This is a genomic window from Planktothricoides raciborskii GIHE-MW2, assembly GCF_040564635.1.
Taxonomy (GTDB): Bacteria; Cyanobacteriota; Cyanobacteriia; order Cyanobacteriales; family Laspinemataceae; genus Planktothricoides; species Planktothricoides raciborskii.
In genome coordinates this window covers 855,761-879,916 of the sequence record NZ_CP159837.1, presented here as the reverse complement: position 1 = coordinate 879,916, position 24,156 = coordinate 855,761, and the positions used below count along the sequence as shown (strand labels likewise).

Sequence of the window (24,156 nt, the reverse complement as noted above, 5' to 3'; positions counted from 1 at the left end):
TCAAATCGAGTTAACCACCGACAATCGCATCATCGTTGCCATTGACTTTAATAATAATGGAGTTTTTACCGACTTGAGTGAACAGTTAATCAATTTTCAGCTTACGGCAGCGAATAACGGCCTAATTCCTGAGACCTTCAAGTTTGGCTTTGCGGCTACTACTGGCTTTTTTACTAACATTCACGAATTACAGAATATAAAAATTCAGAGTATTGACCCGGTGATTGCTTTAACGGTTCCTAGTGCGGCTTCACTGACGGATATTGCCAGTAGCATTTCTAACACAGAAGATCCGGTTATTAATAATAATGACAGCACCCTGACTACGACGATTTCCCCTGGTACGGATTTAGAAGTTAGTAAAACCGTCAATAATATTACTCCTGGGCCGGGAGAGGCGATCGCTTATACCATTACGGTGACAAATACTAGGCCAAGTGATGATTGGATTAACGGAAATCAGGGCAAAGATACTATCTATGGCGGCAAGGGCAATGATTTTATTAATGGGGGCAAAGATGATGATTGCATTTCCGGTGATGATGACAATTACATCATTTTTGGTGAATTAAATAATGATACCATTTCCGGGGGGAAATGGCAGCGAATTTCCCATAGGTTTGGCTGGGGAACAAGACCTAATTTTTTGCAACCGAGGTAATGATGTTATTAATGGTAATCAGGGCAACGATACTATTTACGCCGGAAAAGATGATGATATTGCCTTTGGGGGCAAAGATGAAGACTTAATTTATGGCGATCGCGGCAACGATACCGTCATCGGCGACCAGGGGGATGACACCATCTTTGGTGGGGTCAGCGATATTAATGTGGGAGATCAAGATGGTCGTGATTTAATCTATGGGGGGGCTGGCAATGACGTGATTTTTGGCAGCGAGGGTAACGATTCTATTTCCGGGGACGACGGTGATGATACGGTCTACGGGGGCAAAGACGATGACCTTATTCATGGGGATGCTGGCGATGACTTTCTCTCTGGGGACTTGGGTAACGACTCCATTTGTGGTGGTCATGGCAACGATACCATCATAGGTAGTGATGGCAACGACTTTCTCGCTGGCAACATCGGTAATGATAGTTTAATCGGCGGTGCTGGCAGCGATGCTTTTATCTTAAACACCCAAGGGGGAATTGATACCATCGCTGACTATGAAAGTGCCATTGACTTGATTGATTTAGCCCCTGGTCTAACGTTCGATCAACTGACAATTGCCCAAGACCATAACAGTACATTACTTCTGGTTGGTGGTCAAACTATTGCCAGTTTAATCGGGGTTCACGTTGATTCATTAACCCAAGATAATCTTGTCCTGATAGGTTAATGAATGATTGTTAAGAGTAAATGTCAACCCGTGGCAGAACTGATACAATTGGAGTAAATGGTCGTAAAAAGATCGCCGCGATCGGTTTCCCCCCTTCGGGGTAAAGGCGAAGTAAAGGGGGATACCTATCAAAGGTAAAACCCTTAAATCGTTCTTACTTAACCGGGTTTTTATCTTCTTTTTACAAAAGGGTCGCATCTTTCAGTTGCAATTCACCTAAACCTTTTTTTGGTTAGCATAAATCTCTGATAACCCTTGGATCGAGTCATAATTTCATCATTGAATCCTCCTGATGAAATATCACCTATTTCCAAACAAGCAAAAGGAAAATGTCTAATATGTCTGAAAAAATAAATCAAAACCAGCAATCTAGTGAAGGAAATCAAGATTTTTCTGATTCTAATGGTTCTATAGATTTTGAGAAAGAATCTGAAGCGGAAATGAAAGCATTGGCCAAAGGACTTATGGTTGATTTGGTTTGGACGTTATCTGGAATGAATAAGGCATCCACAAAAGTGGATAAACCTAAAGATTCTCCCAAGCCAAATTAATCTTCCAGTTAATCGTAATTCCTTGATGTAGTGTTCTCAGAAACCGGCTTTTTTATCCCTTTTGCGTAACATATGGGTGATGCCGAGGCAACCCGGTTTCTGATTCTTCTGCCTAAAACTTCAGCTTCGATGATTATAGATGTTCAAATAAAATTTTTGTGCCAATCAAAATTAAAATACAGCCGCCAATAATTTCTACTTGACTAGAAAACAATTCGCCAAATTTTTTGCCCAAAAAAACGCCACAAAATGACATCATAAACGTAATCACACCAATCAGAATCACTGGCAAAGAGATAGAAATTGATAGCAAAGAAAATCCTAAACCCACCGCTAACGCATCAATACTGGTGGCGATCGCTAACAGCAATAACGTATAAAGATTGCGGGTATCCCGAACATTATCTTCATCCGTATCGGGATGCAGCGCCTCATAAATCATTTTACCACCAATGAAAGCTAGTAAACCAAATGCAATCCAATGGTCAAAGGTGGCGATCGCATCGCGAAATCCCATCCCTGCCCACCATCCGACCACCGGCATAAACGCTTGAAAACCGCCAAAAAACGTCGCAATTCTTACGGCGTCCTCAATTCTCACCCCTTTGAGGGTCATGCCACTACTCACAGACACCGCAAAAGCATCTGCGGATAAACCAAAAGCAATTAATATACTACTAACGAGATCCATTACCGATGCCCTACTCAAGTTTGATTCTGGTTTTATTCTGCTATAAATCTAACACAAATTTTTTCTGAATTTAGGCAATTTTTTTATTGGCAAAAAATGAAATAAAAATGAAATAACCGTGAAATAAAAATGAATTTTTGGGTCAGATTAGCTAATCAAAACTAGCTAATCAAAATAGGAAAACCAAGGCTTAACAGCAAATCCTTTGATTCCCGCAGGGGCGCGGGGAAAGTGAAAAGTCGTAGGGGCTTTCTGGCCATATAGCCTGACGGATTATGCTTCGCAAGGACGCCCGTACAAAAGAATTATCACTATTCACTATTCATTATTCACTATTCATTATTCACTATTCATTATTTACTATTCACTATTCACTATTCACTCTCCCCAGCCCCCCAGCCCCCAGCCCCTCATCCCCCCAGCCCCTACCGCCCAGGGGGGATCCCTTGACGTTTCAGCCAGTTGAGCGTCACAATATTATTATTAGGACTTACGCATTACCTCTATATCTGGTAGGGCGCGATCGCGCTTTCTCACCCCAACCTAAAAGGGTTGAATAACAGTTGTATAAAGCAATTTGCGTAAGTCCTACTTATATAGAATTGGTCGCGCAACAATATGGCAGACTCCCATCATCCCCTAACCCAAGCCTATCTAAACTTCTGGCGGTTTATCCCCTACGCAGGGTTTGGCATCTTGGCGTTTTCTTTAACTTCCGCCACCGGACTATCTGTTCTGTTAAAAAGTTATTTTATTATTCTGGAAATTCCCGTTGGTCTGCTGGGGATTTATTTTCTTTTAGCTAAATCAAGCAAATTTAATAAAATCAAGTAGAGGGGGGACTATTGGCCGCCATCATCTTTAATTGGCTGCCAAAGATTTAGTCACCAATGCTTCGTCCGCACCATCGGGAGTGTGTCCAAAATCAATCACTGACAGTTGCAAGGAAAGGTTATGAAAAATAAATGGGTTGCTGCTCTGCTTGCCTTTTTTTTAGGTGGGATTGGCATTCATAAATTTTACTTAGGAAATAATGTAGCCGGTTTGCTATACTTCCTATTTAGTTGGACATTTATTCCGGCGATTTTAGCAATTTTTGATTTTATTGGGTTAGTCCTCACATCTGAAGAAGCCTTTAACCGAAAATATAATTGGTCAATGCTGCCTCAGAATTACAGCAATTCCCAGCCCGGACTTTCTGCTGATCGGGTTACCCAAACCTTATTTGAATTGAAAAAATTATATGAGGAAGGAGTGATTACGGCGGAAGAATATGAAGAAAAACGCCAAAAATTATTAAATAACTTGTAGAATATAGCGAATCAAATAGATTAAGTGAAAGTGCCACAAAATAATTCAAATTGGTTTCAACAAATTCCCAAATGGGTCTGGTGGTCTGCGGTTCCAGGGTTTGGCGGATTGGCGATCGCCTTTGCCGGGGAAAAAACCAAGACCAACTCTTGGATCGCCTTGGGATTAACGTTAACCGGGGGGGCATTATTTTTAACAGAAACTCCCTGGTTTCTGCCGATTTGGTTGACGCAAATTGGGTTAGCATTTTATCTCAGAAAACCCTTTTTGATTAAAACCTATCCCAAGCACTTGCCCTTACCAGAGGATGCAGTAACCTCGTCAATAATTGCCGGTTTGCGGGACAAACTTGACATCAATCAATGTTCTAAAAACGAACTGGTTTATCAATTAGAACTGCCCATTGTCTATGCCAATGATATTGAAGCTTTACGCAATGAAGGCTATATTTTTACCGACCCAGAGGAATTAACCGACTTGGTGGGAATTCCCGAAAGTACCGTCAAGCGAATTACCCCGTTGATTACCTTTACTTACGACTATAAAAAAGAATTAGACTTATCTTGGCGGCGGTTAAATACCCATTCAATTTCCGAGTTAGTCGCTTGCGGACTTGACTCTGCTGTAGCCATGAAAATTGTCAACGAACGCGAACAAAGGGGCGACTATAAAACCGTAATTGATGTGAAGCGGCGCACCGGATTACCCTTAAAATTTTATCGTCAAATTCTCTAGATGATTTGCATCTATAATTAGCAGGTTGCTATAACTGCAATAGAAACTTAAATCGATCGCAAAATATCGCAAATTTGCAAATTTAATGGTGAATAATTCGGAAATAAATCTAAAAATTCCTGTAGAAACCATCGTCCTGGACGTGGGGGGAATGAAATGTGCGGGCTGTGTCAAAGCGGTGGAACGTCAGTTAACCCAACAGTCTGGGGTGATTTCTGCTTGTGTGAACCTGGTGACGGAAATGGCTGCGGTGGAATGCCAAGTCGGGGCAGTCAACCCCGTGGAACTGGCCGATCGCCTCACCGCCACGGGTTTTCCCACCCAACCGCGTCCGGCGTTTAATCCACTAATGGGCGATCGCCCCTACACGGAAGTCATCAAACGCCAACAGCAAGAAATTCGCGCCACTATTGCCCAACTAGCGATCGCTGCCTTGCTGATCGTCCTTTCTGGCGTCGGACATATCGTTCATTTCCCTTGGCTGGGGGGAATTTGGTTTCATTTTGGCCTCGCCACCGCCGCCCTATTACTTCCCGGACGGGCGATCGTCCTCGACGGTTGGCGCGGTTGGTGGCATGGCAGCCCCAACATGAACACCTTAGTGGGTTTGGGCGCTTTGAGTGCATATTTTGCCAGTACCGTTGCCCTGCTTTATCCAAAACTCGGCTGGGAATGTTTCTTTGATGAACCTGTAATGTTACTGGGTTTCATCCTCCTCGGTCGTACCCTGGAAAAACTGGCGAGACACCGCGCCGCTGCTTCATTACAAGCATTGCTGACCCTCAAACCAACCACCGCCCGACTTTTGGGCAAATCAGCCGACGCCCAAACCCTGCAAAATCCCGCATCCGCCATAGAAATTCCCGCCGACCGTGTCCGAGTTGGGGAATTTTTGCAAGTATTGCCCGGAGAAAAAATCCCCGTAGATGGGGAAGTGGTTCTCGGCAATACCAGCGTTAATGAATCGATGCTGACTGGGGAAGCTATCCCCGTAGCCAAACAACCAGGAGATATAGTCACCGGGGGGAGTTTGAATCAGTCCGGGGCGATCGCCTTCCGGGTCACTCGTACCGGGTCGGACACCACCCTGGCCCAAATTATCCGTTTGGTAGAACAAGCCCAAACTCGCAAAGCCCCAGTTCAACAATTAGCCGATACAGTGGCCGGTTATTTTACTTATGGGGTAATGACCATTGCCACTTTCACCTTTTTATTCTGGTACTTTGCAGGCAGCAAAATTTGGCCAGACGCGATCGCTGTGGGGCATTCCCTCACCCATGTCGCCGAAATGCCCGTTCACCCCTCACCGCTATTATTAAGTTTAAAATTAGCGATCGCCGTCCTAGTCATTGCCTGTCCTTGTGCCCTCGGTCTTGCCACACCCACCGCGATCTTAGTCGGGACTGGGGTGGGGGCAGAACAGGGTTTACTGATTCGCGGCGGAGATATTCTCGAACGAGTCAAACAATTAGATACCGTAATTTTTGATAAAACCGGCACCCTCACCGCTGGTTATCCCGTGGTGACAGATTGTATTTTACTAGGGGAAGTTAGCGAAGGGGCGAAAAGTCAGGAAAAACTGTTGCAACTGGCTGCCAGCGCGGAACAAGGGACAAATCACCCCCTGGCGATCGCAATTTTACAAGCCGCCGAACAGCAAGGTTTACCGCTTCTCGATGCTAAAGACTTTTATACCGAACCGGGTTTAGGGATTTCTGCCACCGTTGCCGGGGAAAAGGTTCTCGTGGGGACTGCCCAATGGTTACAACAGCATGGGATTACCTTAGAACCTGTAGAAAATGAGTTAGAAAATGAGTCAGAAAATGAGTCAGAAAATGAGTCATTCTCAGGTAAAACCTTGGTCTATGTTGCCCTGGAAAATCAACTGCGAGGATGCATTGCCCTCAAAGACCAACTTAGACCGGATGCTAAAGAAACCGTAAAAAATTTACAGGACATGGGTTTGCGGGTCGTCATGCTGACCGGCGATCGCCCCGAAACTGCCCAGGCGATCGCGCAACAACTGGGAATTGAGGAAAATGATGTATTTGCCGGTGTCCTTCCCGCAGCCAAGGCCCAGGCGATCGGCACCTTACAAACTGCCGGTCATATAGTAGCAATGGTTGGCGACGGCATCAACGACGCCCCAGCCTTAGCCCAAGCGGACATTGGCATTAGCTTACATGGCAGTACCGACGTAGCCGTAGAAACTGCGGGCATTGTGTTAATGCGTAACAGCTTAATTGATGTAGTGAAATCTATCCAACTCAGTCGCGCCACCTTTAACAAAATTCGCCAAAACTTATTTTGGGCATTCGTCTACAATACCCTAGGAATTCCCATTGCGGCGGGGCTACTTTTACCCCAATGGGGCATCATTCTCAGCCCCTCAACAGCCGGGGCAATGATGGCCTTTAGTTCCGTGAGTGTTGTCACCAATTCTTTACTATTGCGGCGGGCAAAATTACTTTCACCAATCACAACCCAGAAAAATTAGCCACCTTGAACCATCTTTCTGATTTTATGTAGAGACGTTAGCGATAACGTCTCTACTTCCTATTAAACCAATTTTTTAAACAGGGTTTGCGATCCAATCAATGAGAGAGGCTCGTTCATATCATTCTCTTTTAATTTTATCCCACTGCTTGTTCCAGAATTTGCCACTGCCTAGTATCGTGAATCACCTCGCAAATCAAATCAAAGATTTGCCGACAATGATTATCTGCGTGCAAAGGTAAAGCATCAGTTTTTACTACCACATTCATCCGGACTTCCTCATCGTATTTGTATTTTTTTGTTAGGGTAACTTCTACGGTGACTAGCTTAGAAAATGGCACATCGGCTGAGATTTCTCTAGCCATGATGTAATCATCACTTTCATAAAGAATATGAAAATGACAAGACTGCAAAATATCTGCCACCAATAGTCCAAGACGGTCTGGATCGCAGGCAATACGATAAAAGCTAGTGTACCGAGCCATAAGCAATTTTTTTCGGCGATAGAACATCCAAGATTATAATCTTACCGAACCGTAAACGGAAGATCGGTTAATTTTGTTATTCGTTATTTGTTATTTGCATGGGAGCGGGGTGTAGGGTGTAGGGTGTAGGGTGTAGGGGGAAGCCGCCGTCGTGTAGGGTGTAGGGTGTAGGGTGTAGGGGAAGAGAGGATGCATAGGATGCATAGGATGCATAGGATGCATAGGATGCATAGGAAAATTCTCTATTCTCTTTTCTCTATTCTCTTTTCTCTCTTCCCCCCACACCGATGGCGGCCGATGGCGGCCGATGGCGGCCCCACACCCTCTCTTCCCAAACCAAGATAAAAAAAAGCCCCTTTCTAGCACCTGCTAGTTAAGGGGAAATGGCTCACCGCAACGCCGTTTTACCTCAGTTTTTGACCTGACGAACGTCAGGTGGGAACATTATGTCCTGTTTAAAGTTTCCGAGTACAAGCTCGGTCTACTGCCACTGGATCTATTTTTGGTTCCCTTATAGATAAAGCATAGATCATAAAACAGTATTGGCAGTCACCAACGTTGCAGCTTTACCTGTTTCTATTGTACCGAATTTGGTTTTTATTGCAATAGTCCCAACAAAAATATTTGCTAATCCTGTTTGCTAATCCTGATGAGGATACCAAATCGATTCTATGGTTTGAGCAATTTTACTCAGGGTGGCAGATACGGGTTCATGGTCGGTTTTTTGGTCAAGGACGACATTGACATGACCGAGTTTACGTCCCGGACGGGATTCGCTTTTGCCGTACCAGTGGACGCGGGCGCTGGGAATTTGCGCCAGTTGTTGTCGTTTGGCTTGATAGTCGTCATGGGAGGATTCATATCCCAAGAGGTTGACCATGAGGGCGCCTTGGCCGATGAGTTCGGTACTGCCCAGGGGCAAGTCACTGACGGCCCGGAGATGTTGCTCAAATTGGCAGGTTTTTGCCCCGTCTTGGCTGAAGTGGCCGGAGTTGTGCGTCCGTGGGGCGATTTCATTGACTAATAGGCGATCGCCTGGGGCTAAAAAGAGTTCAATGCCAAAGATGCCCACGGCTTCTAGACTATTGAGTAAGGTTTGGGCAATCTGTTGGCACTCTGTCGCCAAGGCAGGGGAAATGTCTGCGGGAACAATGACTCGGTGACAGACTTGATTTTCCTGTTGGGTTTGGACAATGGGATAAATGGCTATTTCCCCAGAGGGCGATCGCGCCGCAACGATCGCTAATTCTTGCTCAAACGGCACAAACTCTTCTATTAATACTGACGGACAGCCCCATTTTTCCCAAGCGGCTTCTAAGGCAGGCAAATCCCGCAGAATCACCGTCCCTTGGCCGTCATAGCCGTGGCGTCGGGCTTTCATTACCAATGGCCAACCAATTTCCGCCCCTAGTTGGGCGAAGGATTCCCGGTTTTCCACGGCGATAAATTTGGGGACGGGTAGCCCAATGTCTCGTAAGTAGCATCGCTGATCGTATTTATCCAGCAAAGGGGCTAAGACGGATAGCTTGGGTCGAAAACAAATTCCCTGTTGTTCGAGTTTCCCTAAAGCATCGAGATCCACAAACTCGTTTTCAAAGGTAATCACATCACAGATTTTGGCTAACTGGGCCGTGGCTGACCCATCGGCGATCGCGGCTTGGATTACGTCTGAAGCAAGGGGAACTGCGGGGTCTGTGAGATGGGGTGTCTGCACCACTAAGGACACACCCAATTTTTTGGCCGCACTTGCCATCATCCAAGCAAGTTGTCCGCCACCGATGACTCCGATTCGTTTCATAACTTAAGGACAAAATAAAGAATCGCGGGTTTTTACACCCGTCTTAGAATTTACCCCAGTGGCGATCGCACAGAGTTGTTTTACCTGTGCCCCATCTAAAAGCGCATCGGTGAAATCAGCCCCAGTGATATCCACGCGATCGAAAGTAGAACCGAGGAAAATCGCCTCCACAAACACCGCATCACGAAAATCCGACCCGGTAAAATCCGTTAAATCCAGCATGGCATTGGTAAAATCACCGCTAGATAAAGAGGCTTCAGTCATTACGGAACCACTGAAAATCGCCCCTTCTGCTTGGACTTGGCTAAAATTCGTCCGTTGTAAGCTAGAATTAGCAAACTCCGCCGATCGCAGATTTTGCCCAGAAAAGTCCTTGCCGGTTTGCACGGAGTGGGAGTAGGACGCAGGCGGCGGATAGTATTTGGTGGCTTGTGCCCAAGCTGGTAAAGGGCAAAACAGCGTCAGTAAAATCAGTAGCCCGGTTGCCAGTTGCCGAAAACCCATAAGACAATATCGTTTGCAGTTAATTTTCGCAGTTAATTTCAAGCCGGAGAATCATGGGACTCACTGGCGGGAATTAACCCCCCATCCCACCATCCCCGGTTCTTTTCTAGCATCTTCTGGGTTGACCAGAGGCGATCGCGCCACAGCTTTTTGAGCCAATTTTTGAGCAGTAGCGGCGCAAAATAAATTTTAAATTCATTTAATTTGCATATTTTTGGCTAAAACTCTCTGTACCGCTACGGAATCAAGGGATTTTTTCCCGAAAAAAAATTGTCAGGGTTTTCTGATATTTTCTTATATTTTGGGGGCAGAAAAAACTCAAAACACTTGCCATTCAAGAATTTGAGTCATTTTATGGTCAAATGTTAAGTTTTATTACAAAAACAAAAATAGTATTTTTTAATACAGAATTATGGTTTATAGTAAAAGAGTCAAGACAAACAACCCACTGAGCACCACTCAGGAAGTAGGAGGCAATTAGAATGTCTACTCAAGATCAAGCCCGCGCTTTAATGATGCGTCACTCGCAAATGGTCAAGAATCGCCAGCAGTCCATGTTGACCCGCAGCGCTGAAGAAGTCGGTGTTGATGTCGGCGACTATTGCAGCAAGATTCAAGGCAAAATGCGATCGGATTTCCGCGTTAGCTATGATCGCTCTGGATCCACCATGAGCTAGGGATTCATCCCATCTTAATCCATCTTAATTCCATCTGACCGCTATTTCAGTTGAACAAAAACGATAATAAATTTTCTGGAGATTAATTCGATGTCTACACAAGATCAAGCCCGCGCTTTAATGATGCGTCACTCTCATTTAGCCAAAAATCGTCAGCAAGCTATGTTAGCTCGTAGTGCCGAAGAAGTGGGTCTGAATGCCCCTGATAACAGCAAGATTCAAGGCAAAATGTAATCGGGTTTTCGCAAAATTTAGCCCCGCGATGACCTTACTTTAAGTTTTTGAGTTGAAGAAAAACAATAATAAATTTCCTGGAGGATAATTCTATGTCTGCTCAAGATCAAGCCCGCGCTTTAATGATGCGTCATTCTTTAATGGTCAAAAATCGTCAACAATCTATGTTGACCCGTAGCGCTGAAGAAGTGGGAATCGATGCCGCTGACTATTGCACCAAAATTCAAGGCAAAGTGCGATCGGATTTCCGCAGCAGTTATGACCGTTCTGGCTCGACCATGAGCTAACAATTATCCTTGATTACAGCCGTCAATTAAGCAACATTATCAATACATTTTTTGGAGAAACGTTCTATGTCTACTGAAGATCAAGCCCGCGATTTAATGATGCGTCACCATCACACGGCTAAAAATCGTCAACAAGCAATGTTGGCTCGCACTAATGAAGAAGTGGGTCTTGATACCACGGACGACGGTTGCACCACCATTCAAGGCCAAATCCGCTCAGATGTGCGGACGAGCTACGATCGCTCTGGTGCCTCGATGAGTTAGTCATTTAATCCAGTTTAATTGACGATCAATCTGGCAGTTATTATAAAATAATGTCAAAGTTAAAAACCCCCGGCGATCGCTGGGGGTTTTTAATTGGGGGGCCGCCATCGGCCGCCATCGGTGTGGGGGGAAGAGAGAAAAGAGAATAGAGAAAAGAGAATAGAGAAAAGAAAAGAGAGAATTTTCCTATGCATCCTATGCATCCTATGCATCCTATGCATCCTATGCATCCTATGCATCCTCAAACCCCTACACCCTACACCCTACACCCTACACCCCCTCAAACCCCTACACCCTACACCCTACACCCTACACCCTCGCTCCCCTGCTGACAGGCGATCGCCAAGAAATATAGCGCCACTATCATAAAGGTGAAATCGGCGATAAAAAAGTCGGGTAATTGTGACACTAATAAGAGAATTACAAAAATAATCACCGGCCCATTTTTCAGAGTGGCTTGAAGCATAATTTGGCCTAACAAACCTAAAAAAATCAACAATCCAGGAATGCCGGTTTCGGCGCCGATATTTAGAAAAATATTATGGGCGTGTAATCCCACCCGTCCCATCACTTGTGGGCTAATATGTTCGGCAAAAACCCCAATGCCAATGCCCGTAATCGGATGCTGAATAATTTGCGCGATCGCGGTTTTCCACAGGAGAAATCTGGACATGGCGGTACTTTGAGGATCGGGAATTGAACCCCTGGGTTCTGCCTGAGTCTGGGTCAACCAATCAATCAAGGGGAAAATCTCACTACCTTTGAGTCCCAAGCGGTAGGTGGGAATCGGAAAAAATAGTAAGGTAAAGATAAAAATTGCACTATAAATAATTGCTTCCTTCAGGGTTAGTAGCCGATAAATTAATCCCAATACCATCAATAAAACAAACACAATCCAGGCATTCCGACTCGCGGCTAAAGCCAGGGACATAAATAAGCAAAACATTCCTGGATAAAACTCATAATCCTGGATTACTCGTGCTTTTTTTAAAATCATCCCCAGACCCAACCCAATCGCCATAACTGTGCCAAACTGATTGGGATTTTGCATTAATGAACTGACTTGGGGATAGTGACCCAGATAGTTATAGGCTCCGAATACTTCAAAAAACCAGTTCTCTGGAAAAAAATATTCGACCAATCCGATAAATCCCAGCAAAGCTAAAAAATTAAAAATAATTCTATGATATTTGTGATATATGTTGGTCAGGTTATGAGCGACAGTCATTAGCAAAAATGCTAAAAATATTAAAATATCAATCGAATACATGATATTATATTTAATCGCCGTTTTTACATAAAGACTAAACGCCGCACAAACCCAAATCCAGCCATAAAATAAGGTCAAAGTTAATAATATTTTTCTATTGGTTTTCCAGACCGTTTGCCAGTGGGTTAAATTCTGAAAAATTAATAAGCAAGCGGCGATGGGAATCAGCAGACTATCAATCCGGGTATTTCCTGGTAAAATCCGTAAAGGAAATAGGGTGGAACTGAATAATAAGACAATACAGAGAATCTGATTAATTTTTTCTTTTGGAAATGCGGGAGCAAAATTCATATTGCTTAGATTTTAGTAGATAATTTATTGGTTGTATAAGGTTATATGATAATATAATAAAATTATTGCTTTTATTCTAAAAACCACCCTTTTTAAGGGGGGTTGGGGGGAGCGATATCGGTATTTTGCCAGGAGTCTAATGTTATGTAATTGTACATTTTCCTCTGCTATTACAGTTTAATTCTCAAAACGCCGTTGACGTTTTTCTTGTTCCCTGTTCCCTATTACCTATTCCCTCCCAGCGCGAAGCGCTATAAGTCAGCGATCGCCCAAATTACCACGGGCAAGGTGACAAATCCCAATAAAGTAGAAGCCACCACTACTCTAGCAGTTCTGGGGGCATCGCCGCCAAATTCGTTTACCATTAAAAAGGAATTAACTGCCGCTGGCATTGAACTTTGTAAGACCAAAACTTGCAAATCTAAGCCGGTTAATCCTAAGAGTTTGCCTGATAAGTATGCCACCACTGAACCCACCACTAAACGCATAAAACTTGCCGCCCCTTCATAGGGGGAAAATTGCCAGGTACTATTGGCAATTTGCATTCCTAATAGTAATAAGGCGATCGGCACTGCGGCTTGGGCTACCAGATGTAAACCCTGATCTAATTTAAACGGTAATTCACTACCAAATAACCGCAACAATACGCCAAAAACCATCGCCCAAATTAGCGGCAGTTTCAGGGTAAACCGCAATCCAGACCAAAAACTTCCCCCTTTCAAAAAAGCTGGGCCGGTGCTAAAAGTGACAAGACTAGAGGCGATAAGATAGACGATCGCCCGTTCTAAACCTGCTTCCCCAAAGGCAAATAAATTGACCGGCAAACCCAGATTTCCGGTATTGGGAAAAGAGGTGGTAGCTAGTAAACTTTTTTGGGTGGCTGGTGATAAGCTAAATTGTTTTCCCACTACCCATACCAACAAACATAATAACAGATAAGTGAGGATAAATCCCGCAAAAATGCCCAGCATATTTTCGGTATTCATTGTGGTACGATATAAGCTATCCACAATTAAAGCGGGAGAAAGAACATAGAGGACTACACGAGAGAGAGTCGGCTGATCTAATTCTAGGGTTTTACCGGCATAAAACCCCATCAGGACAATCAAGGCTACGGGAATGACAGAAGATAAAAGGGCAATCATACTGGCGGTTAATGGAGATTTAAACTTAGGTTAGTTTAAAGATAATCGGTTTTATGCAAATTTGCTAGGGACTGATTTACAAAAGACTGACCCTTTCTCTATTCTCTATATTTAAAACCTGTATATAGGGAATGGGTGGGGAATGCCCACCCTACATCAGCGATTAAAACCCGATCTGATGCCCGATATGATTATTGTATTTCAAATTGATTCAAATTATGAAACTTTCCATCGAAACTTTTACGGTGCATAAACGCTTTGCTTTGACGATTAGTCGGGGCACGACGGCTGAGAGTCAAAATGTTTTGGTGAAAATCGAACAAGATGGAATTTCAGGCTGGGGAGAGGCGACTCCTTTTTCTATTGGAGAAATGCAGCAAACAACGGCGGATATCGTCGATGGTTTGCAACGAATGTCAATGATTGCTGATAGTCTTGATCCCTGCGATCGCCAAAGAATAGAAAGAATTATCAAGACCATGAAAATGCCTTCAGCGGCGAAAGCAGCCATTGATGTGGCTTTACATGATTGGTTAGGCAAAAAAGTCGGAATGCCTTTGTGGAAATTGTGGGGATTACAACTGGCAAATATTGTTCCTACTTCTGTCACTATTGGGATTAATTCCCCCGCAGGGGCAAAAGAAAGATTGCGAGATTGGCTGAATGTTACTCCGGTAAAAGCGATAAAAATTAAACTGGGTTCTCCGGCAGGAATTGCTGCGGATCAAGCGATGTTTATGGCAGTGTTGGAATCCGCCCCAGAAGGGACGAAAATTAGTGTTGATGCCAATGCCGGTTGGAATCTGAAAGATGCGAAAAAAATGTGTGCGTGGTTAGCCACTCATGGGGTGGAATATGTGGAACAACCGCTGCCGGTGAAAGAGAGAAAGCAATTATTAGAACTTTATGAACAAGCCCCTTTACCGATTTTTGTGGATGAAAGCTGTTTTACCAGTGTGGATATTCCCAAGTTGGCTGACCGGGTGCATGGGGTGAATATTAAGTTAATGAAATGTGGAGGCTTAACGGAAGCTATGCGAGCAATTTATACGGCAAAAGCTTGTAAGTTAAAGGTGATGTTTGGTTGTTATTCTGATAGTATATTGGCGAATACGGCTATGGCGCATCTGTCCCCTTTGGCGGATTATCTAGATTTGGATAGTCATATGAATTTAACGGACGATCCTTTTACCGGCGCGATTATGGATAATGGGTGTTTGATGCCGAATTATTTACCAGGTTTAGGAGTGAAATAGAGATGTTTTTAACCAGTAGTCATCGGGTGGCGATTCTGCTGCATGGCGGCATTTTGGGGCAGACAGGGAAAACAGGTTTAACCCTACTGCGTTATAGTCAAGCGCAAATTGTGGCGGCGATCGATCGCGATTGTGCGGGAAAAAATTTGTTTGAACTGACAGGAGTTGCCCAGGATGTGCCGATTGTGGCATCGGTGGGTGAGGCGTTAGTTTATCAGCCGAATGTTTTGGCGATTGGGATTGCCCCATCTGGGGGCGCTTTGCCCGATGATTGGGTGCAAGAAATTGAGGCAGCGATCGCCTCTGGACTTTCTTTGGTGAATGGCTTACATACTTTTTTTGGCCAAAAACCGGCATTGCGGCAAATGCTGCGGGAAGGTCAGTGGATTTGGGACGTGCGTCAGGAACCCCCCGGACTCGGAGTGGGTGGAGGTAAAGCCCGATCGCTGTCTTGTCGTCGGGTGTTGGCGGTGGGGACAGATATGGCGATTGGCAAAATGTCCGCCAGTATTGAGTTAGAACGCTGTGCTTTACGTCGAGGTATCCGGGCGAAATTCTTAGCGACAGGTCAAGCCGGATTAATGATTGCCGGAGATGGGGTGCCTTTGGATGCGGTGCGGGTGGATTTTGCTGCTGGGGCGATCGAAAAAATGGTGATGCAGTTTGGCCCTGACCAGGAAATTCTGTTTATTGAGGGTCAAGGATCGCTATTTCATCCCGGTTCTACGGCAACTTTGCCCTTGTTGCGGGGCAGTCAACCCACTCATTTGCTGTTAGTTCACAAGGTGGGGCAAACGGCGATCAAGCATTGTCCTGATGTGAAGATTCCACCGTTACCAGAAGTGATTAAATTGTATGAAATGGTGGCAAATGCTGCCGGGACAATGGAGCGTTCGCGGGTGGCGGCGATCGCTTTAAATACCGGGCATTTAGATGAAACTGCTGCCCAAGATGCGATCGCTCAAATTCAAGCGGAAACCGGCTTACCTTGCAGTGATGTAGTGCGCTTTGGCGCTGATTTATTATTAGATGCCTTAATCAGCAATTAAGGATAGCTCGTTCATTTTTCAAAAAATATTCATAATCTGTCAAAATGACTAACTTAATTGAACCAACCCAAATCCTAGAACAAGCGGCTAAATCTGTCACCGATAGAACCATAAAAAAACCGCCAAGTGCCGACCTGATTACTGCACTATTAGAAAGTGAGTCTACGGCAAAAAAAGATAAACCTGAAGCTAACTTTAGCCAATTAATCGGTAATTGGCGACTCTGCTTTGTTAGCAGCAAACAAACCGCTCAAACTGTTAAAAAATCTGGACAATATCTGCCAATTTTTCTCAATATTCAACTGAGTTACTCTCCCACAACCCTGGAAAAATTAGAAATGGGCAACGATCCAGACTTTACCCCAGGGAGCATTCAAAATATTATTCAAGTTGCTTCGGTTAAATTCACCATCAATGGCCCGGCTAAATTCTACCCGAAAAAAAGCCTTTTAGCTTTTGATTTTACCCGCATGAAAGTGCAAATGTTTGGCATTACTCTTTATAACGGATATATTAGAGATGGCAAAAATAGCGAGGCAAAGTTTTATCAAAGAAAAATTAATCAACAAGCTTTTTTTGCTTATTTTTTGCTGACAAAACAGGCGATCGCGGCTAGAGGACGCGGAGGGGGACTGGCACTGTGGGCGAGAATTTCAGCCAATTAGCGATCGGGTATTTTTCTGGTGTTATTGACCAAAAACTAAGCCTAAAAACTAAGCCTAAAAACTAAAGTTCAAAAACCGCTTTTGGTTCTTGACTTACCGGCTGAAAAGTGGCAAAAATCTTTCTCACTAATGGTACATTAGCCGCTGCTTCAATCCACAGCCGAGCACCGCATGGGCCTGTTTCATGGGGGGTGTACACGATGCGGCAGGGGCCGTTGATTTCTAATTCGTGGCATTCATGTTGGTTTTTGCCTTCTTTAACCACAATCGGCGGCTCGTTCTGACCTTCTTTGGCGTTTTTGCCAATAATTTGCCGGTTCACCAGGATGCAGGTTTCCGCTTCCCGGCGGCGCTTATACCAGGTGGCTTTGGGCCCTTTGCCCCGTTCTTCGATGACCGGCATTCCGTTGAATAAGGGGATAACCCAGTTGCGGCCTTGCTTTTCGGCTCCCTTAACCCGCCCTTGCTGGAGGAGAATGCGGAGTCTGACGGTGGAAATGCCTAGGTAGTGGGCGGCTTCGGTGGTGCCGATATGGGTTGGGGTGCTGATTGGGGTGCTGGTTTGGTTGTTGGTTGGGGTACTCATTTTTTTGGCCTCTCTTTCTACATCGTAATAGTACGATAGCAGGATTTTTAGGGGGTGTCAAGATTTTCTCTTGTTGGTTGTTATTTTGATTTACTACATCGTAATAGTAAGGCGGAGGGGGGAAAATTAGTTTGGTAGTTTGGTAGGGTGTGTTAGGCTGGCGATTGACTTTGGGGGGTAACAATTAACCTTAATTCCAGCCGTAACGCACCACAGATAATTGGCAGCGGATGGACTCTTCTATTTTATTTGAGAATAGTGGTTGGCAGCGGATGGGGTGACTATTTTATTTGAGAATAGTGGTTGGCAGCGGATGGGGTGACTATTTTCTGTATGAGATAATTCTTTTATCCGCGATCTATCCGCTGCCAATCCGCGATCTATCCGCTGCCAATATCCGCTGCCAATTATCTGCGAGGACTTAGAAACCGGGTTTCTTTTTTGGCTGCCACAGATAACCTTGATATCCACAACAGAAACCCGGTTTCTGGGCTGTGGTTTGTCTGCGGGGACTAAGAAACCGGGCTTCTTTTTTAGCTGCCAAAGATAACTTTGATATCCACAACAGAAACCCGGTTTCTGAGTTATTTATAGTAGTAGGATGAGATTTTTACCAAGAGGCGATCGCCTTTATTGCTGAGATACCGCGCTATAAATCAGGAGCGTACTATGCCATCTTTTGAAGCAGACCCGACCAATTTTGCCGAGTTATTGGAAATTGTTCGGGATAGGTATGAAATCTATTTGAAACCAGGGGATGACAAGGGGCTTTTTATGATTGATTCTGCGATCGCGATTCGTGGCAATGTTTGTGGGGGCAATCCCTCCGTGGCTGCCCCCTATCTGTTTGCGGTGGATGCGCGGGCGGTGGTAGTGAAATCATAATTCTAAAAAGGAAAATTTATCAAAATTTAAATAGAAGATAAAAGATGGTAATGTGGGGAAATCAGCGGCTATATACAGGCGATCGCCCCAGGCCAAAAAAGAAACCGGTTTTCTGCCAGAGAAGCGGGTCGTTTAGCTTATCTCGCCGGTCGCATTCCCATCAAGACGGCGGCTTCTGCCTCTTCCCCCTCACGAGAACTGTCACCACCTAGGGGACTTCTGGTCCTCTGAACCGGGGGATAGAAACCGGGTTTCTACCCTCGATTTCTCGTCATCGATCCGAGATTTTTCCAAGAAACCCGGTTTCTGAAAAAGCCGATAAATCCTAAATTCTTTTATTTTCATATGACAATAAAAGTTTTTATTAAACTAATATAAATATAAAAGAATTTAGGGGCACCGCGTTGAGCGTCATCGAGCCGAGATTTTTATTAAATTGGGCTGAATCTGTTACAATCCCGAAGTATAAAGAATCATTGTCACTGATCAGGAAAATTAAATTATGACTTTCACTCTCCAAATACTGCATACATCCGACCAAGAGGCAGGTGTTGAAGCACTAGAAGATATCCTCCCTTTTTCCAGCGTCATCAACGCTCTGCGTTCTCAATTTCCTGAACAAACCCTGACCCTAACTTCAGGAGATTTATACATTCCTGGCCCGTTTTTTTTCGCCAGTAGCGATCCGGCACTGAGCGCTGTAATTGGTAAACCCGGTGCAGGACGAGCCGATATTGAAACTAACAATGGCTTGTTCTTTGACGCCGCCACCTTCGGCAGTCATGAATTTGACCTCGGTACGGGTATCCTCGCCTCCTTGATTCCCGCAGACCCCGTTATCGAAGGAGTCTATAACTATCCAGGTGCTAAATTCCCATTTTTGAGTGCGAACCTCGACTTCAGCACCGACAATAATTTAGCAAAATTCGTCGTGCCTGACGGACAGCCCCCCAACCCAACAGCATTGCTAAAAGCACGGTGATTTCTTTGCAAGGGCAACCCATCGGCATTGTTGGGGCTACGACTCCTCTGCTGGGCAGCCTCTCGTCTCCTGGCAATGTCGGTATATCCCCCTCAGACCCCAACGATCTCGATGCTCTGGCGGCCACCATTCAACCCTCCATTCATGCCCTCACCGCCCAAGGTATTAACAAAATTGTTCTGTTGTCTCACATGAGAGACCTGAATATCGACCAGGAACTCGCCTCTCGCCTGCGGGATGTGGATGTGATTGTGGCGGGGGGATCTAACGATATCTTGGCAGATGCTACCGATCGCCTGCGAGTCGGAGATACCTCTGGAGGTCTCTACCCAATTCTCACAACCTCTGCCACCGGGCAACCCGTTGCCATTGTTAATACCAAGGGCAACTATAAGTATGTGGGTCGCTTGGTAGCGGATTTCGACGATAATGGGGTTCTGATTCCCTCAAGCATTGACCCCAATATCAGTGGAGCCTACGCAACGGACAAAACTGGGGTGATCGAGACCGGGAACGTCCCCCCCTTTGAGGAATTGTCGGTAGGCTTGGCTGTGGCACAACTTTCCACCGCCCCCAAAGACGGGAATACCTTTGGTCGCAGCGAGGTATTTCTCAACGGCGGCACCAGCGATGTCCGCACCCAAGAAACCAACCTGGGTAATCTCGGTGCGGATGCTAATTTGTTTGCGGCTCGCCAAGTCGATCCTAGCGTGGTGATCTCGATTAAAAATGGGGGGAGTATCCGCTACTCCATCGGGGCCATCAGTAGCGAGGGCGAAAAAACCCCACCGCTCGCCAATTCTATTGCTGGGAAGGAAGCGGGACAAGTTTCCCAACTCGATATTGAAAACGTCATGCGATTCAATAATGAGTTAACGGTGCTGACCCTAACGGCATCGCAACTGCAACAAGTAATCGAGCATGGCTTGGCGAAAACAGCAGCCGGGGCAACTCCGGGTCAGTTCCCACAAGTTGGGGGGATGGCGTTTAGCTTCGATCCCACTTTACCCTCTGGACAGCGCTTGCGTTCTCTCTCCCTGCGAGATGAATCGGGCAGTGTTACGGATATTGTGGTAGAAAATGGTCAGTTAGTCGGCGACCCAAACCGCTCCTTCCGCACTGTCACTCTGAAATTCCTGGCAGATGGAGGCGATGGCTATCCTTTCCCAGACTTTGCTGCCACCTCTAACCCCGTCAGCCTCGCAGCAGCAGGATCTGACTCAACTTTTAATACCCCAGGTCGGGAGCAAAAGGCGGTGGCGGATTATCTGACGGCGATCGGCTCGTTTAACGAAGCGGATGTACCCCCAGCCGAAGACGATCGCATTCAAAACTTGACGGTTCGCCGCGATACGGCTCTAGCCTCGGAGTTCTTTAACTTAAATCAGACTGATAATGTCTTTACAGTGGCGTCAGGACTGCTCGCCGGACGACTGGGTGGACTGCGATCGCTCGATGGTAACGATGTCGTAACGGGTTCCGCCAATCCTAACATCATCAACGGCAATCGCGGCAACGACACTATTTCCGGACTAGGTGGCGACGATACTCTGTTCGGGGGTAAAGACAACGACGTTCTCGATGGCGGCGAAGGCAACGATATCCTTTTCGGGGATTTAGGCAGCGACATCTTAACGGGTGGTTCCGGTAGCGATACTTTTGTCTTGCGCTCTGGTGGCGGTGGCGATGTGGTGACTGACTTTGAGAATGGGGTTGATTTCTTGGGATTACGAGACGGCTTAACTTTCGCCCAACTTTCGATTACCCAAGACTCGGCGGAAACGTTAATCTCCTTTGGCGGAGAGGTTCTCGTCACCCTCAATGGCGTTTCATCTAACCTAATTACTGCTGATAGTTTCAGGGCGATTTAATCAGAGCAGCAAGTGGGCAATGTCCACTCTGCCCGCGTCTTGGTGGTCAACGACTTTGCTAACAAGCCATTATACTGAATAGCCATATTGTCAAGACTCCTGAAATGCCAGTGCTGAAGTAATTTCTCTATGGTTCAATTTGCTATGGGGGCGATCGCTGCTTTGGTATCCGCTTGGTGCGATCGCTTCAAGGAACAAAAACGGGTTGCTGCCGAAAAAGAAACCGGGTTTCTGTTGTGGGCATAACAGTTAACTGTGATACCAAACAAGAAACCCGGTTTCTGGGTTTTGGCTTCTGGGTTTAAAGGGAGAATCGCTTATTGCTGAGTTAGTTCTTGAATTAACTGCTCAAATTCAGCGATCGAACCAATAGTAATCGCCCGCTTAAGCAGAGTTTTTAATAACGCCGCATCTTCCATCAGATTAATTGTCTCAGCTAGGGAGGCGGGCACCGGAGAAAACCGGGTTTCTAGGATTTCAATTACATCCTCTTGACGGTTTTTTAACATTCCTGCAAGAATTCCTTCTTGCCGTCCTTTTTCTATAGCAAAGCGTTACAAGGGGGTGATATAGGGCATTTTAGCTTCCTCCTCATAATTCGTGATTTCTGTATTAAAAGACTTCTCCAGTTCTTCTGGTAAGGTCATCATCCAGGCGATTAACCGAAATAGCTCCAAAATTTGCTGGCGGCTATATCCTTTTTGATAAAGGCTTTTAGCTACCGCTATTTTCCATTGTAATCTTTCTTGGGAGTTGCCGCTGGTCGCTTGGGTTTTTAGATGCGCCATCACCATGACTGCCATTGGATTAGAACGGGTGCATCTCAGTTATGAGATAAGTATATATACTCAGGAAAAGTATATTATATTGCTGGAGGTAACCAAGCAGCGAGTGCCCCATTCAGGTACGCACAGCGATGCTTCAGCACCTTGGGCACATTCTCCGGTAGCCCGAAGTGCCCAAGGCAACTTCACCCTCAACCCAATTTGTTTCACCAACGACTCCACCCGACCCGAACCAATCGAATGTCCCGCTTCTTGCCAAGCCTCATAGTTAATGATGCGCTTTTGGTGATGCAACAAGTAGTTGATCAACCCTGTGGCTCCCCGAAATTGCTCTTGGCGCAAATAGTCTATCGTCTTCTCGGTCTCCCCTCGCCACAGCAATGCTCGGATCGGCTTCAATTGGGCTGGTGTCCCCTGCACCTTGTGGGCATTTTCCATGAGGTGATACCAACCCTTGTATTTCAATCCGCTGCTCTGGCGTACCAATGCCACTAAAGATGTTCCACACCCCATCATGACCATCTCCCAGGCAGGTGAACTGTGCCTGACGGGGTTGGGCATTCACCCACTCCAGTAGTCCTTGATTATCCTTGAAGAACGCTACACCCCCTTGCTTATGCACATTTAACGCTTTGTATTCTCGCCACTCTCCGGGTTGACCCGCCCCGGTGCGAAGGCGAATCATGCCGCCATCGGCGCTCAGTTCCTCAATTGGTTCAGTTATCTTTAGCTCACACCAATCCTCTCGTTGCACAAAGCGTTGCAGCGTACTGTGGGAGACTTTCACCCCTGTAAGCATCGCAATATCTTCTTCGGCTCTCTGGTAGGAGCTATTGGCACTGACCGTCCAACAGCACTTTTCAAAGTATGGACTCCAACGAGTTCCTGGTTTAACTTGCAGTTGTTGAGCTTGAGCTGTAGTGAGGGTTAGTTTGCCGAGGATACTGGTCAGGGTGCGTTGTTTTCCGCTGTGGCGGTCGGTCGCCGTGTGGATAAAAAAATTCCCAGTTGAGGCAAGAGGTGTTCTTGGGCAAGAGAGCGAACACTTTTCTCAATGCCTTCAAGGGTGGTGAGGTCAGAGGGGTTGGCTTCCTGGTAGAGAATTTCGGCAATCGCGTCAAGGTGTTGCTGGAGTGAGCGCCTGCTTTTGGGGATTCATGGGTCAAGGGTTGTCAACAATGCCTCAATTATGGACTGTTTCGAGGGAACTTTTCATTGAGTATAATTACTTATTGCCTAACTGAGATGCACCCGAGCAAAAAGCTCTGGACAGACCGATCGTACCGCCATCAAGACCTTCCAGCGTTCAGCTTAAGCTTGGGAGCCAAGTGGCTGGCGCACAAGTTTTATTTATCCCAGATCCAAAGAAGTTAGCTAGACAATGGTCCGATCAAAATGCCAAAGATATTTGGATTTATAAAGTTAGTTTGCAAGCATTTAATCGAGATGAGTTTCTCCGCAATTATAAAGGAGAATACTTGACCGAAGCCGACTTATTTTTAGCAGAGTTCTATTTTCTTAAAGGAGACAGTCAACTTCCGGGAGCACAGTTGCCCCAGGGAACGGAACAGCTAACCTACATAGTAGATAATAACGTAGATGATAACGTAGATAATAACGTAGATAATAATAAGAAGAATAATGAGAAGAACTTAACTCCGTTATTACCGATTAATCCCAAACTGCTGAATTATTTTAGCGCTACAGAGTTGAACGAAATTCTGGAGTTGCAACCAGTTGTCATTGATTCGCGGTCTGGAGTTAGCGTCACAATTAAGCTTCCTCTCTCTGGGGGAACATATAAGGTGACTAAACAATATGCGATCGCAAAGAAAATGCCATAGAAACAGAAGCCATCCCTTTTTTGGAACTCTGGCCAAATTTTGAATTTGACGTGAAGTCTAAATCTGATAAATCTGATAAATCTGATAAACCTGATAAACCTGCTCAATGGTCTGAATACTATGCTTTCTACTATGATGACCGATCAGGAGA

Annotated in this window: 27 protein-coding genes, 1 other RNA gene and 1 pseudogene; 18 read left to right on the top strand and 11 right to left on the bottom strand. The window is 45.5% G+C overall.

Annotation, left to right across the window (positions count from 1 at the left end):
- Positions 1-73: 73 nt before the first annotated feature.
- The 3 genes from ABWT76_RS03615 (at position 74) to ABWT76_RS03605 (ending at position 1,894) form a co-directional block, all read left to right on the top strand.
- Positions 74-661 carry a DUF11 domain-containing protein gene (locus tag ABWT76_RS03615; protein WP_190880064.1) on the top strand — a complete coding sequence of 196 codons (588 nt, stop codon included), beginning with the start codon at positions 74-76 and terminating at the stop codon, positions 659-661.
- Complete coding sequence (locus ABWT76_RS03610; RefSeq protein ID WP_190880066.1) at positions 576-1,343, top strand: calcium-binding protein; 768 nt, start codon at positions 576-578, stop codon at positions 1,341-1,343. The genes ABWT76_RS03615 and ABWT76_RS03610 overlap by 86 nt, the downstream gene beginning before the upstream one ends.
- Positions 1,344-1,681: 338 nt before the next feature.
- Positions 1,682-1,894, top strand: a complete 213-nt coding sequence (locus ABWT76_RS03605; protein WP_054469251.1) for a hypothetical protein — start codon at positions 1,682-1,684, stop codon at positions 1,892-1,894.
- 133 nt (positions 1,895-2,027) lie between these two features.
- Here the strand turns inward: ABWT76_RS03605 and ABWT76_RS03600 are convergent, their stop codons facing one another.
- Positions 2,028-2,585: a manganese efflux pump MntP family protein gene (locus ABWT76_RS03600; RefSeq protein WP_054469252.1), complete on the bottom strand. Its 558-nt coding sequence runs from the start codon at positions 2,583-2,585 to the stop codon at positions 2,028-2,030.
- 618 nt (positions 2,586-3,203) lie between these two features.
- Between ABWT76_RS03600 and ABWT76_RS03595 the strand changes: the two genes are divergently transcribed.
- From ABWT76_RS03595 to ABWT76_RS03580, 4 genes are all read left to right on the top strand, one after another.
- On the top strand, positions 3,204-3,419 hold the full coding sequence (locus ABWT76_RS03595) for a hypothetical protein (protein ID WP_054469253.1): 216 nt from the start codon (positions 3,204-3,206) through the stop codon (positions 3,417-3,419).
- 120 nt (positions 3,420-3,539) lie between these two features.
- A complete protein-coding gene (locus tag ABWT76_RS03590; protein ID WP_054469254.1) occupies positions 3,540-3,896 on the top strand; it encodes an NINE protein in 357 nt (118 codons plus the stop codon).
- A gap of 24 nt (positions 3,897-3,920) precedes the next feature.
- Positions 3,921-4,631 (top strand): helix-hairpin-helix domain-containing protein, encoded by a 711-nt coding sequence (locus ABWT76_RS03585; protein WP_313890680.1) that lies wholly within the window; start codon positions 3,921-3,923, stop codon positions 4,629-4,631.
- An 85-nt stretch (positions 4,632-4,716) separates the two neighbouring features.
- Complete coding sequence (locus ABWT76_RS03580) at positions 4,717-7,128, top strand: cation-translocating P-type ATPase (RefSeq protein ID WP_190880067.1); 2,412 nt, start codon at positions 4,717-4,719, stop codon at positions 7,126-7,128.
- Positions 7,129-7,264: 136 nt separating this feature from the next.
- Here the strand turns inward: ABWT76_RS03580 and ABWT76_RS03575 are convergent, their stop codons facing one another.
- From ABWT76_RS03575 to ABWT76_RS03560, 4 genes are all read right to left on the bottom strand, one after another.
- The gene (locus ABWT76_RS03575) at positions 7,265-7,612 is read right to left on the bottom strand and encodes a hypothetical protein (protein WP_054469274.1); all 348 of its coding nucleotides are present in this window, start codon (positions 7,610-7,612) and stop codon (positions 7,265-7,267) included.
- 384 nt (positions 7,613-7,996) lie between these two features.
- A non-coding RNA gene (gene ssrS / locus ABWT76_RS03570) (6S RNA) lies at positions 7,997-8,182 on the bottom strand.
- 70 nt (positions 8,183-8,252) lie between these two features.
- A complete protein-coding gene (locus ABWT76_RS03565) occupies positions 8,253-9,410 on the bottom strand; it encodes a 5-(carboxyamino)imidazole ribonucleotide synthase (RefSeq protein WP_190880069.1) in 1,158 nt (385 codons plus the stop codon).
- A gap of 3 nt (positions 9,411-9,413) precedes the next feature.
- Entirely contained in the window at positions 9,414-9,914 is a 501-nt protein-coding gene (locus ABWT76_RS03560) for a pentapeptide repeat-containing protein (RefSeq protein ID WP_190880071.1), read from the bottom strand.
- Positions 9,915-10,396: 482 nt separating this feature from the next.
- Here ABWT76_RS03560 and ABWT76_RS03555 point away from each other — a divergent pair, with 482 nt between their 5' ends.
- The 4 genes from ABWT76_RS03555 to ABWT76_RS03540 all read left to right on the top strand — a co-directional run bounded on the left by ABWT76_RS03555 (position 10,397) and on the right by ABWT76_RS03540 (position 11,376).
- Positions 10,397-10,591 carry a hypothetical protein gene (locus ABWT76_RS03555; RefSeq protein ID WP_190880073.1) on the top strand — a complete coding sequence of 65 codons (195 nt, stop codon included), beginning with the start codon at positions 10,397-10,399 and terminating at the stop codon, positions 10,589-10,591.
- A 90-nt stretch (positions 10,592-10,681) separates the two neighbouring features.
- Positions 10,682-10,825 carry a hypothetical protein gene (locus ABWT76_RS03550; RefSeq protein ID WP_190880075.1) on the top strand — a complete coding sequence of 48 codons (144 nt, stop codon included), beginning with the start codon at positions 10,682-10,684 and terminating at the stop codon, positions 10,823-10,825.
- A gap of 92 nt (positions 10,826-10,917) precedes the next feature.
- Positions 10,918-11,112, top strand: coding sequence for a hypothetical protein (locus ABWT76_RS03545; protein WP_054469259.1), 195 nt, complete (start codon positions 10,918-10,920; stop codon positions 11,110-11,112).
- 66 nt (positions 11,113-11,178) lie between these two features.
- Positions 11,179-11,376 (top strand): hypothetical protein, encoded by a 198-nt coding sequence (locus tag ABWT76_RS03540; RefSeq protein WP_054469260.1) that lies wholly within the window; start codon positions 11,179-11,181, stop codon positions 11,374-11,376.
- A 295-nt stretch (positions 11,377-11,671) separates the two neighbouring features.
- Here the strand turns inward: ABWT76_RS03540 and ABWT76_RS03535 are convergent, their stop codons facing one another.
- Positions 11,672-12,937 (bottom strand): O-antigen ligase family protein, encoded by a 1,266-nt coding sequence (locus ABWT76_RS03535; protein WP_354635646.1) that lies wholly within the window; start codon positions 12,935-12,937, stop codon positions 11,672-11,674.
- 251 nt (positions 12,938-13,188) lie between these two features.
- On the bottom strand, positions 13,189-14,082 hold the full coding sequence (locus ABWT76_RS03530; protein ID WP_054469262.1) for an AEC family transporter: 894 nt from the start codon (positions 14,080-14,082) through the stop codon (positions 13,189-13,191).
- Between the two features lie 218 nt (positions 14,083-14,300).
- On the opposite strand from ABWT76_RS03530, the gene ABWT76_RS03525 reads away from it, so the two are divergent.
- Genes ABWT76_RS03525 through ABWT76_RS03515 form a run of 3 tightly spaced genes read left to right on the top strand, consistent with a single transcriptional unit; the run spans position 14,301 to position 17,052 of the window.
- Positions 14,301-15,338, top strand: a complete 1,038-nt coding sequence (locus ABWT76_RS03525) for a mandelate racemase/muconate lactonizing enzyme family protein (RefSeq protein WP_054469275.1) — start codon at positions 14,301-14,303, stop codon at positions 15,336-15,338.
- Positions 15,339-15,340: 2 nt separating this feature from the next.
- Entirely contained in the window at positions 15,341-16,387 is a 1,047-nt protein-coding gene (locus ABWT76_RS03520; protein ID WP_054469263.1) for a DUF1611 domain-containing protein, read from the top strand.
- Positions 16,388-16,431: 44 nt separating this feature from the next.
- Positions 16,432-17,052 carry a hypothetical protein gene (locus tag ABWT76_RS03515; protein ID WP_054469264.1) on the top strand — a complete coding sequence of 207 codons (621 nt, stop codon included), beginning with the start codon at positions 16,432-16,434 and terminating at the stop codon, positions 17,050-17,052.
- Positions 17,053-17,113: 61 nt separating this feature from the next.
- On the opposite strand, the gene ABWT76_RS03510 is transcribed toward ABWT76_RS03515, so the two are convergent.
- Positions 17,114-17,638, bottom strand: coding sequence for a helix-turn-helix domain-containing protein (locus ABWT76_RS03510; protein ID WP_072160896.1), 525 nt, complete (start codon positions 17,636-17,638; stop codon positions 17,114-17,116).
- Positions 17,639-18,307: 669 nt separating this feature from the next.
- On the opposite strand from ABWT76_RS03510, the gene ABWT76_RS03505 reads away from it, so the two are divergent.
- The 3 genes from ABWT76_RS03505 to ABWT76_RS03495 all read left to right on the top strand — a co-directional run bounded on the left by ABWT76_RS03505 (position 18,308) and on the right by ABWT76_RS03495 (position 21,376).
- Positions 18,308-18,523 carry a hypothetical protein gene (locus ABWT76_RS03505; protein ID WP_054469265.1) on the top strand — a complete coding sequence of 72 codons (216 nt, stop codon included), beginning with the start codon at positions 18,308-18,310 and terminating at the stop codon, positions 18,521-18,523.
- 502 nt (positions 18,524-19,025) lie between these two features.
- Positions 19,026-19,505 (top strand): hypothetical protein, encoded by a 480-nt coding sequence (locus ABWT76_RS03500; protein ID WP_054469266.1) that lies wholly within the window; start codon positions 19,026-19,028, stop codon positions 19,503-19,505.
- Positions 19,502-21,376 carry a 5'-nucleotidase C-terminal domain-containing protein gene (locus tag ABWT76_RS03495; protein ID WP_354635645.1) on the top strand — a complete coding sequence of 625 codons (1,875 nt, stop codon included), beginning with the start codon at positions 19,502-19,504 and terminating at the stop codon, positions 21,374-21,376. The genes ABWT76_RS03500 and ABWT76_RS03495 overlap by 4 nt, the downstream gene beginning before the upstream one ends.
- A gap of 317 nt (positions 21,377-21,693) precedes the next feature.
- Here ABWT76_RS03495 and ABWT76_RS03490 read toward each other — a convergent pair whose 3' ends face one another.
- The 3 genes and pseudogenes from ABWT76_RS03490 to ABWT76_RS03480 all read right to left on the bottom strand — a co-directional run bounded on the left by ABWT76_RS03490 (position 21,694) and on the right by ABWT76_RS03480 (position 23,316).
- Entirely contained in the window at positions 21,694-21,885 is a 192-nt protein-coding gene (locus ABWT76_RS03490; RefSeq protein ID WP_054469268.1) for a hypothetical protein, read from the bottom strand.
- Between the two features lie 45 nt (positions 21,886-21,930).
- Positions 21,931-22,164, bottom strand: a complete 234-nt coding sequence (locus ABWT76_RS03485) for a hypothetical protein (protein WP_354635644.1) — start codon at positions 22,162-22,164, stop codon at positions 21,931-21,933.
- A gap of 74 nt (positions 22,165-22,238) precedes the next feature.
- Positions 22,239-23,316, bottom strand: a pseudogene (locus ABWT76_RS03480) (ISKra4 family transposase).
- Between the two features lie 173 nt (positions 23,317-23,489).
- On the opposite strand from ABWT76_RS03480, the gene ABWT76_RS03475 reads away from it, so the two are divergent.
- Entirely contained in the window at positions 23,490-24,005 is a 516-nt protein-coding gene (locus ABWT76_RS03475) for a hypothetical protein (protein WP_054469561.1), read from the top strand.
- Positions 24,006-24,156: the final 151 nt, after the last annotated feature.

Excerpts from the sequence above, each read along its gene's own strand:
- ABWT76_RS03610 (WP_190880066.1), top strand. The coding sequence starts at position 576 with ATGATACCATTTCCGGGGGGAAATGGCAGCGAATTTCCCATAGGTTTG.
- ABWT76_RS03605 (WP_054469251.1), top strand. The coding sequence starts at position 1,682 with ATGTCTGAAAAAATAAATCAAAACCAGCAATCTAGTGAAGGAAATCAA.
- ABWT76_RS03600 (WP_054469252.1), bottom strand. The coding sequence starts at position 2,585 with ATGGATCTCGTTAGTAGTATATTAATTGCTTTTGGTTTATCCGCAGAT.
- ABWT76_RS03595 (WP_054469253.1), top strand. The coding sequence starts at position 3,204 with ATGGCAGACTCCCATCATCCCCTAACCCAAGCCTATCTAAACTTCTGG.
- ABWT76_RS03590 (WP_054469254.1), top strand. The coding sequence starts at position 3,540 with ATGAAAAATAAATGGGTTGCTGCTCTGCTTGCCTTTTTTTTAGGTGGG.
- ABWT76_RS03580 (WP_190880067.1), top strand. The coding sequence starts at position 4,717 with ATGGTGAATAATTCGGAAATAAATCTAAAAATTCCTGTAGAAACCATC.
- ABWT76_RS03575 (WP_054469274.1), bottom strand. The coding sequence starts at position 7,612 with ATGGCTCGGTACACTAGCTTTTATCGTATTGCCTGCGATCCAGACCGT.
- ABWT76_RS03565 (WP_190880069.1), bottom strand. The coding sequence starts at position 9,410 with ATGAAACGAATCGGAGTCATCGGTGGCGGACAACTTGCTTGGATGATG.
- ABWT76_RS03560 (WP_190880071.1), bottom strand. The coding sequence starts at position 9,914 with ATGGGTTTTCGGCAACTGGCAACCGGGCTACTGATTTTACTGACGCTG.
- ABWT76_RS03555 (WP_190880073.1), top strand. The coding sequence starts at position 10,397 with ATGTCTACTCAAGATCAAGCCCGCGCTTTAATGATGCGTCACTCGCAA.
- ABWT76_RS03550 (WP_190880075.1), top strand. The coding sequence starts at position 10,682 with ATGTCTACACAAGATCAAGCCCGCGCTTTAATGATGCGTCACTCTCAT.
- ABWT76_RS03545 (WP_054469259.1), top strand. The coding sequence starts at position 10,918 with ATGTCTGCTCAAGATCAAGCCCGCGCTTTAATGATGCGTCATTCTTTA.
- ABWT76_RS03540 (WP_054469260.1), top strand. The coding sequence starts at position 11,179 with ATGTCTACTGAAGATCAAGCCCGCGATTTAATGATGCGTCACCATCAC.
- ABWT76_RS03535 (WP_354635646.1), bottom strand. The coding sequence starts at position 12,937 with ATGAATTTTGCTCCCGCATTTCCAAAAGAAAAAATTAATCAGATTCTC.
- ABWT76_RS03530 (WP_054469262.1), bottom strand. The coding sequence starts at position 14,082 with ATGATTGCCCTTTTATCTTCTGTCATTCCCGTAGCCTTGATTGTCCTG.
- ABWT76_RS03525 (WP_054469275.1), top strand. The coding sequence starts at position 14,301 with ATGAAACTTTCCATCGAAACTTTTACGGTGCATAAACGCTTTGCTTTG.
- ABWT76_RS03520 (WP_054469263.1), top strand. The coding sequence starts at position 15,341 with ATGTTTTTAACCAGTAGTCATCGGGTGGCGATTCTGCTGCATGGCGGC.
- ABWT76_RS03515 (WP_054469264.1), top strand. The coding sequence starts at position 16,432 with ATGACTAACTTAATTGAACCAACCCAAATCCTAGAACAAGCGGCTAAA.
- ABWT76_RS03510 (WP_072160896.1), bottom strand. The coding sequence starts at position 17,638 with ATGAGTACCCCAACCAACAACCAAACCAGCACCCCAATCAGCACCCCA.
- ABWT76_RS03505 (WP_054469265.1), top strand. The coding sequence starts at position 18,308 with ATGCCATCTTTTGAAGCAGACCCGACCAATTTTGCCGAGTTATTGGAA.
- ABWT76_RS03500 (WP_054469266.1), top strand. The coding sequence starts at position 19,026 with ATGACTTTCACTCTCCAAATACTGCATACATCCGACCAAGAGGCAGGT.
- ABWT76_RS03490 (WP_054469268.1), bottom strand. The coding sequence starts at position 21,885 with ATGTTAAAAAACCGTCAAGAGGATGTAATTGAAATCCTAGAAACCCGG.
- ABWT76_RS03485 (WP_354635644.1), bottom strand. The coding sequence starts at position 22,164 with ATGGCGCATCTAAAAACCCAAGCGACCAGCGGCAACTCCCAAGAAAGA.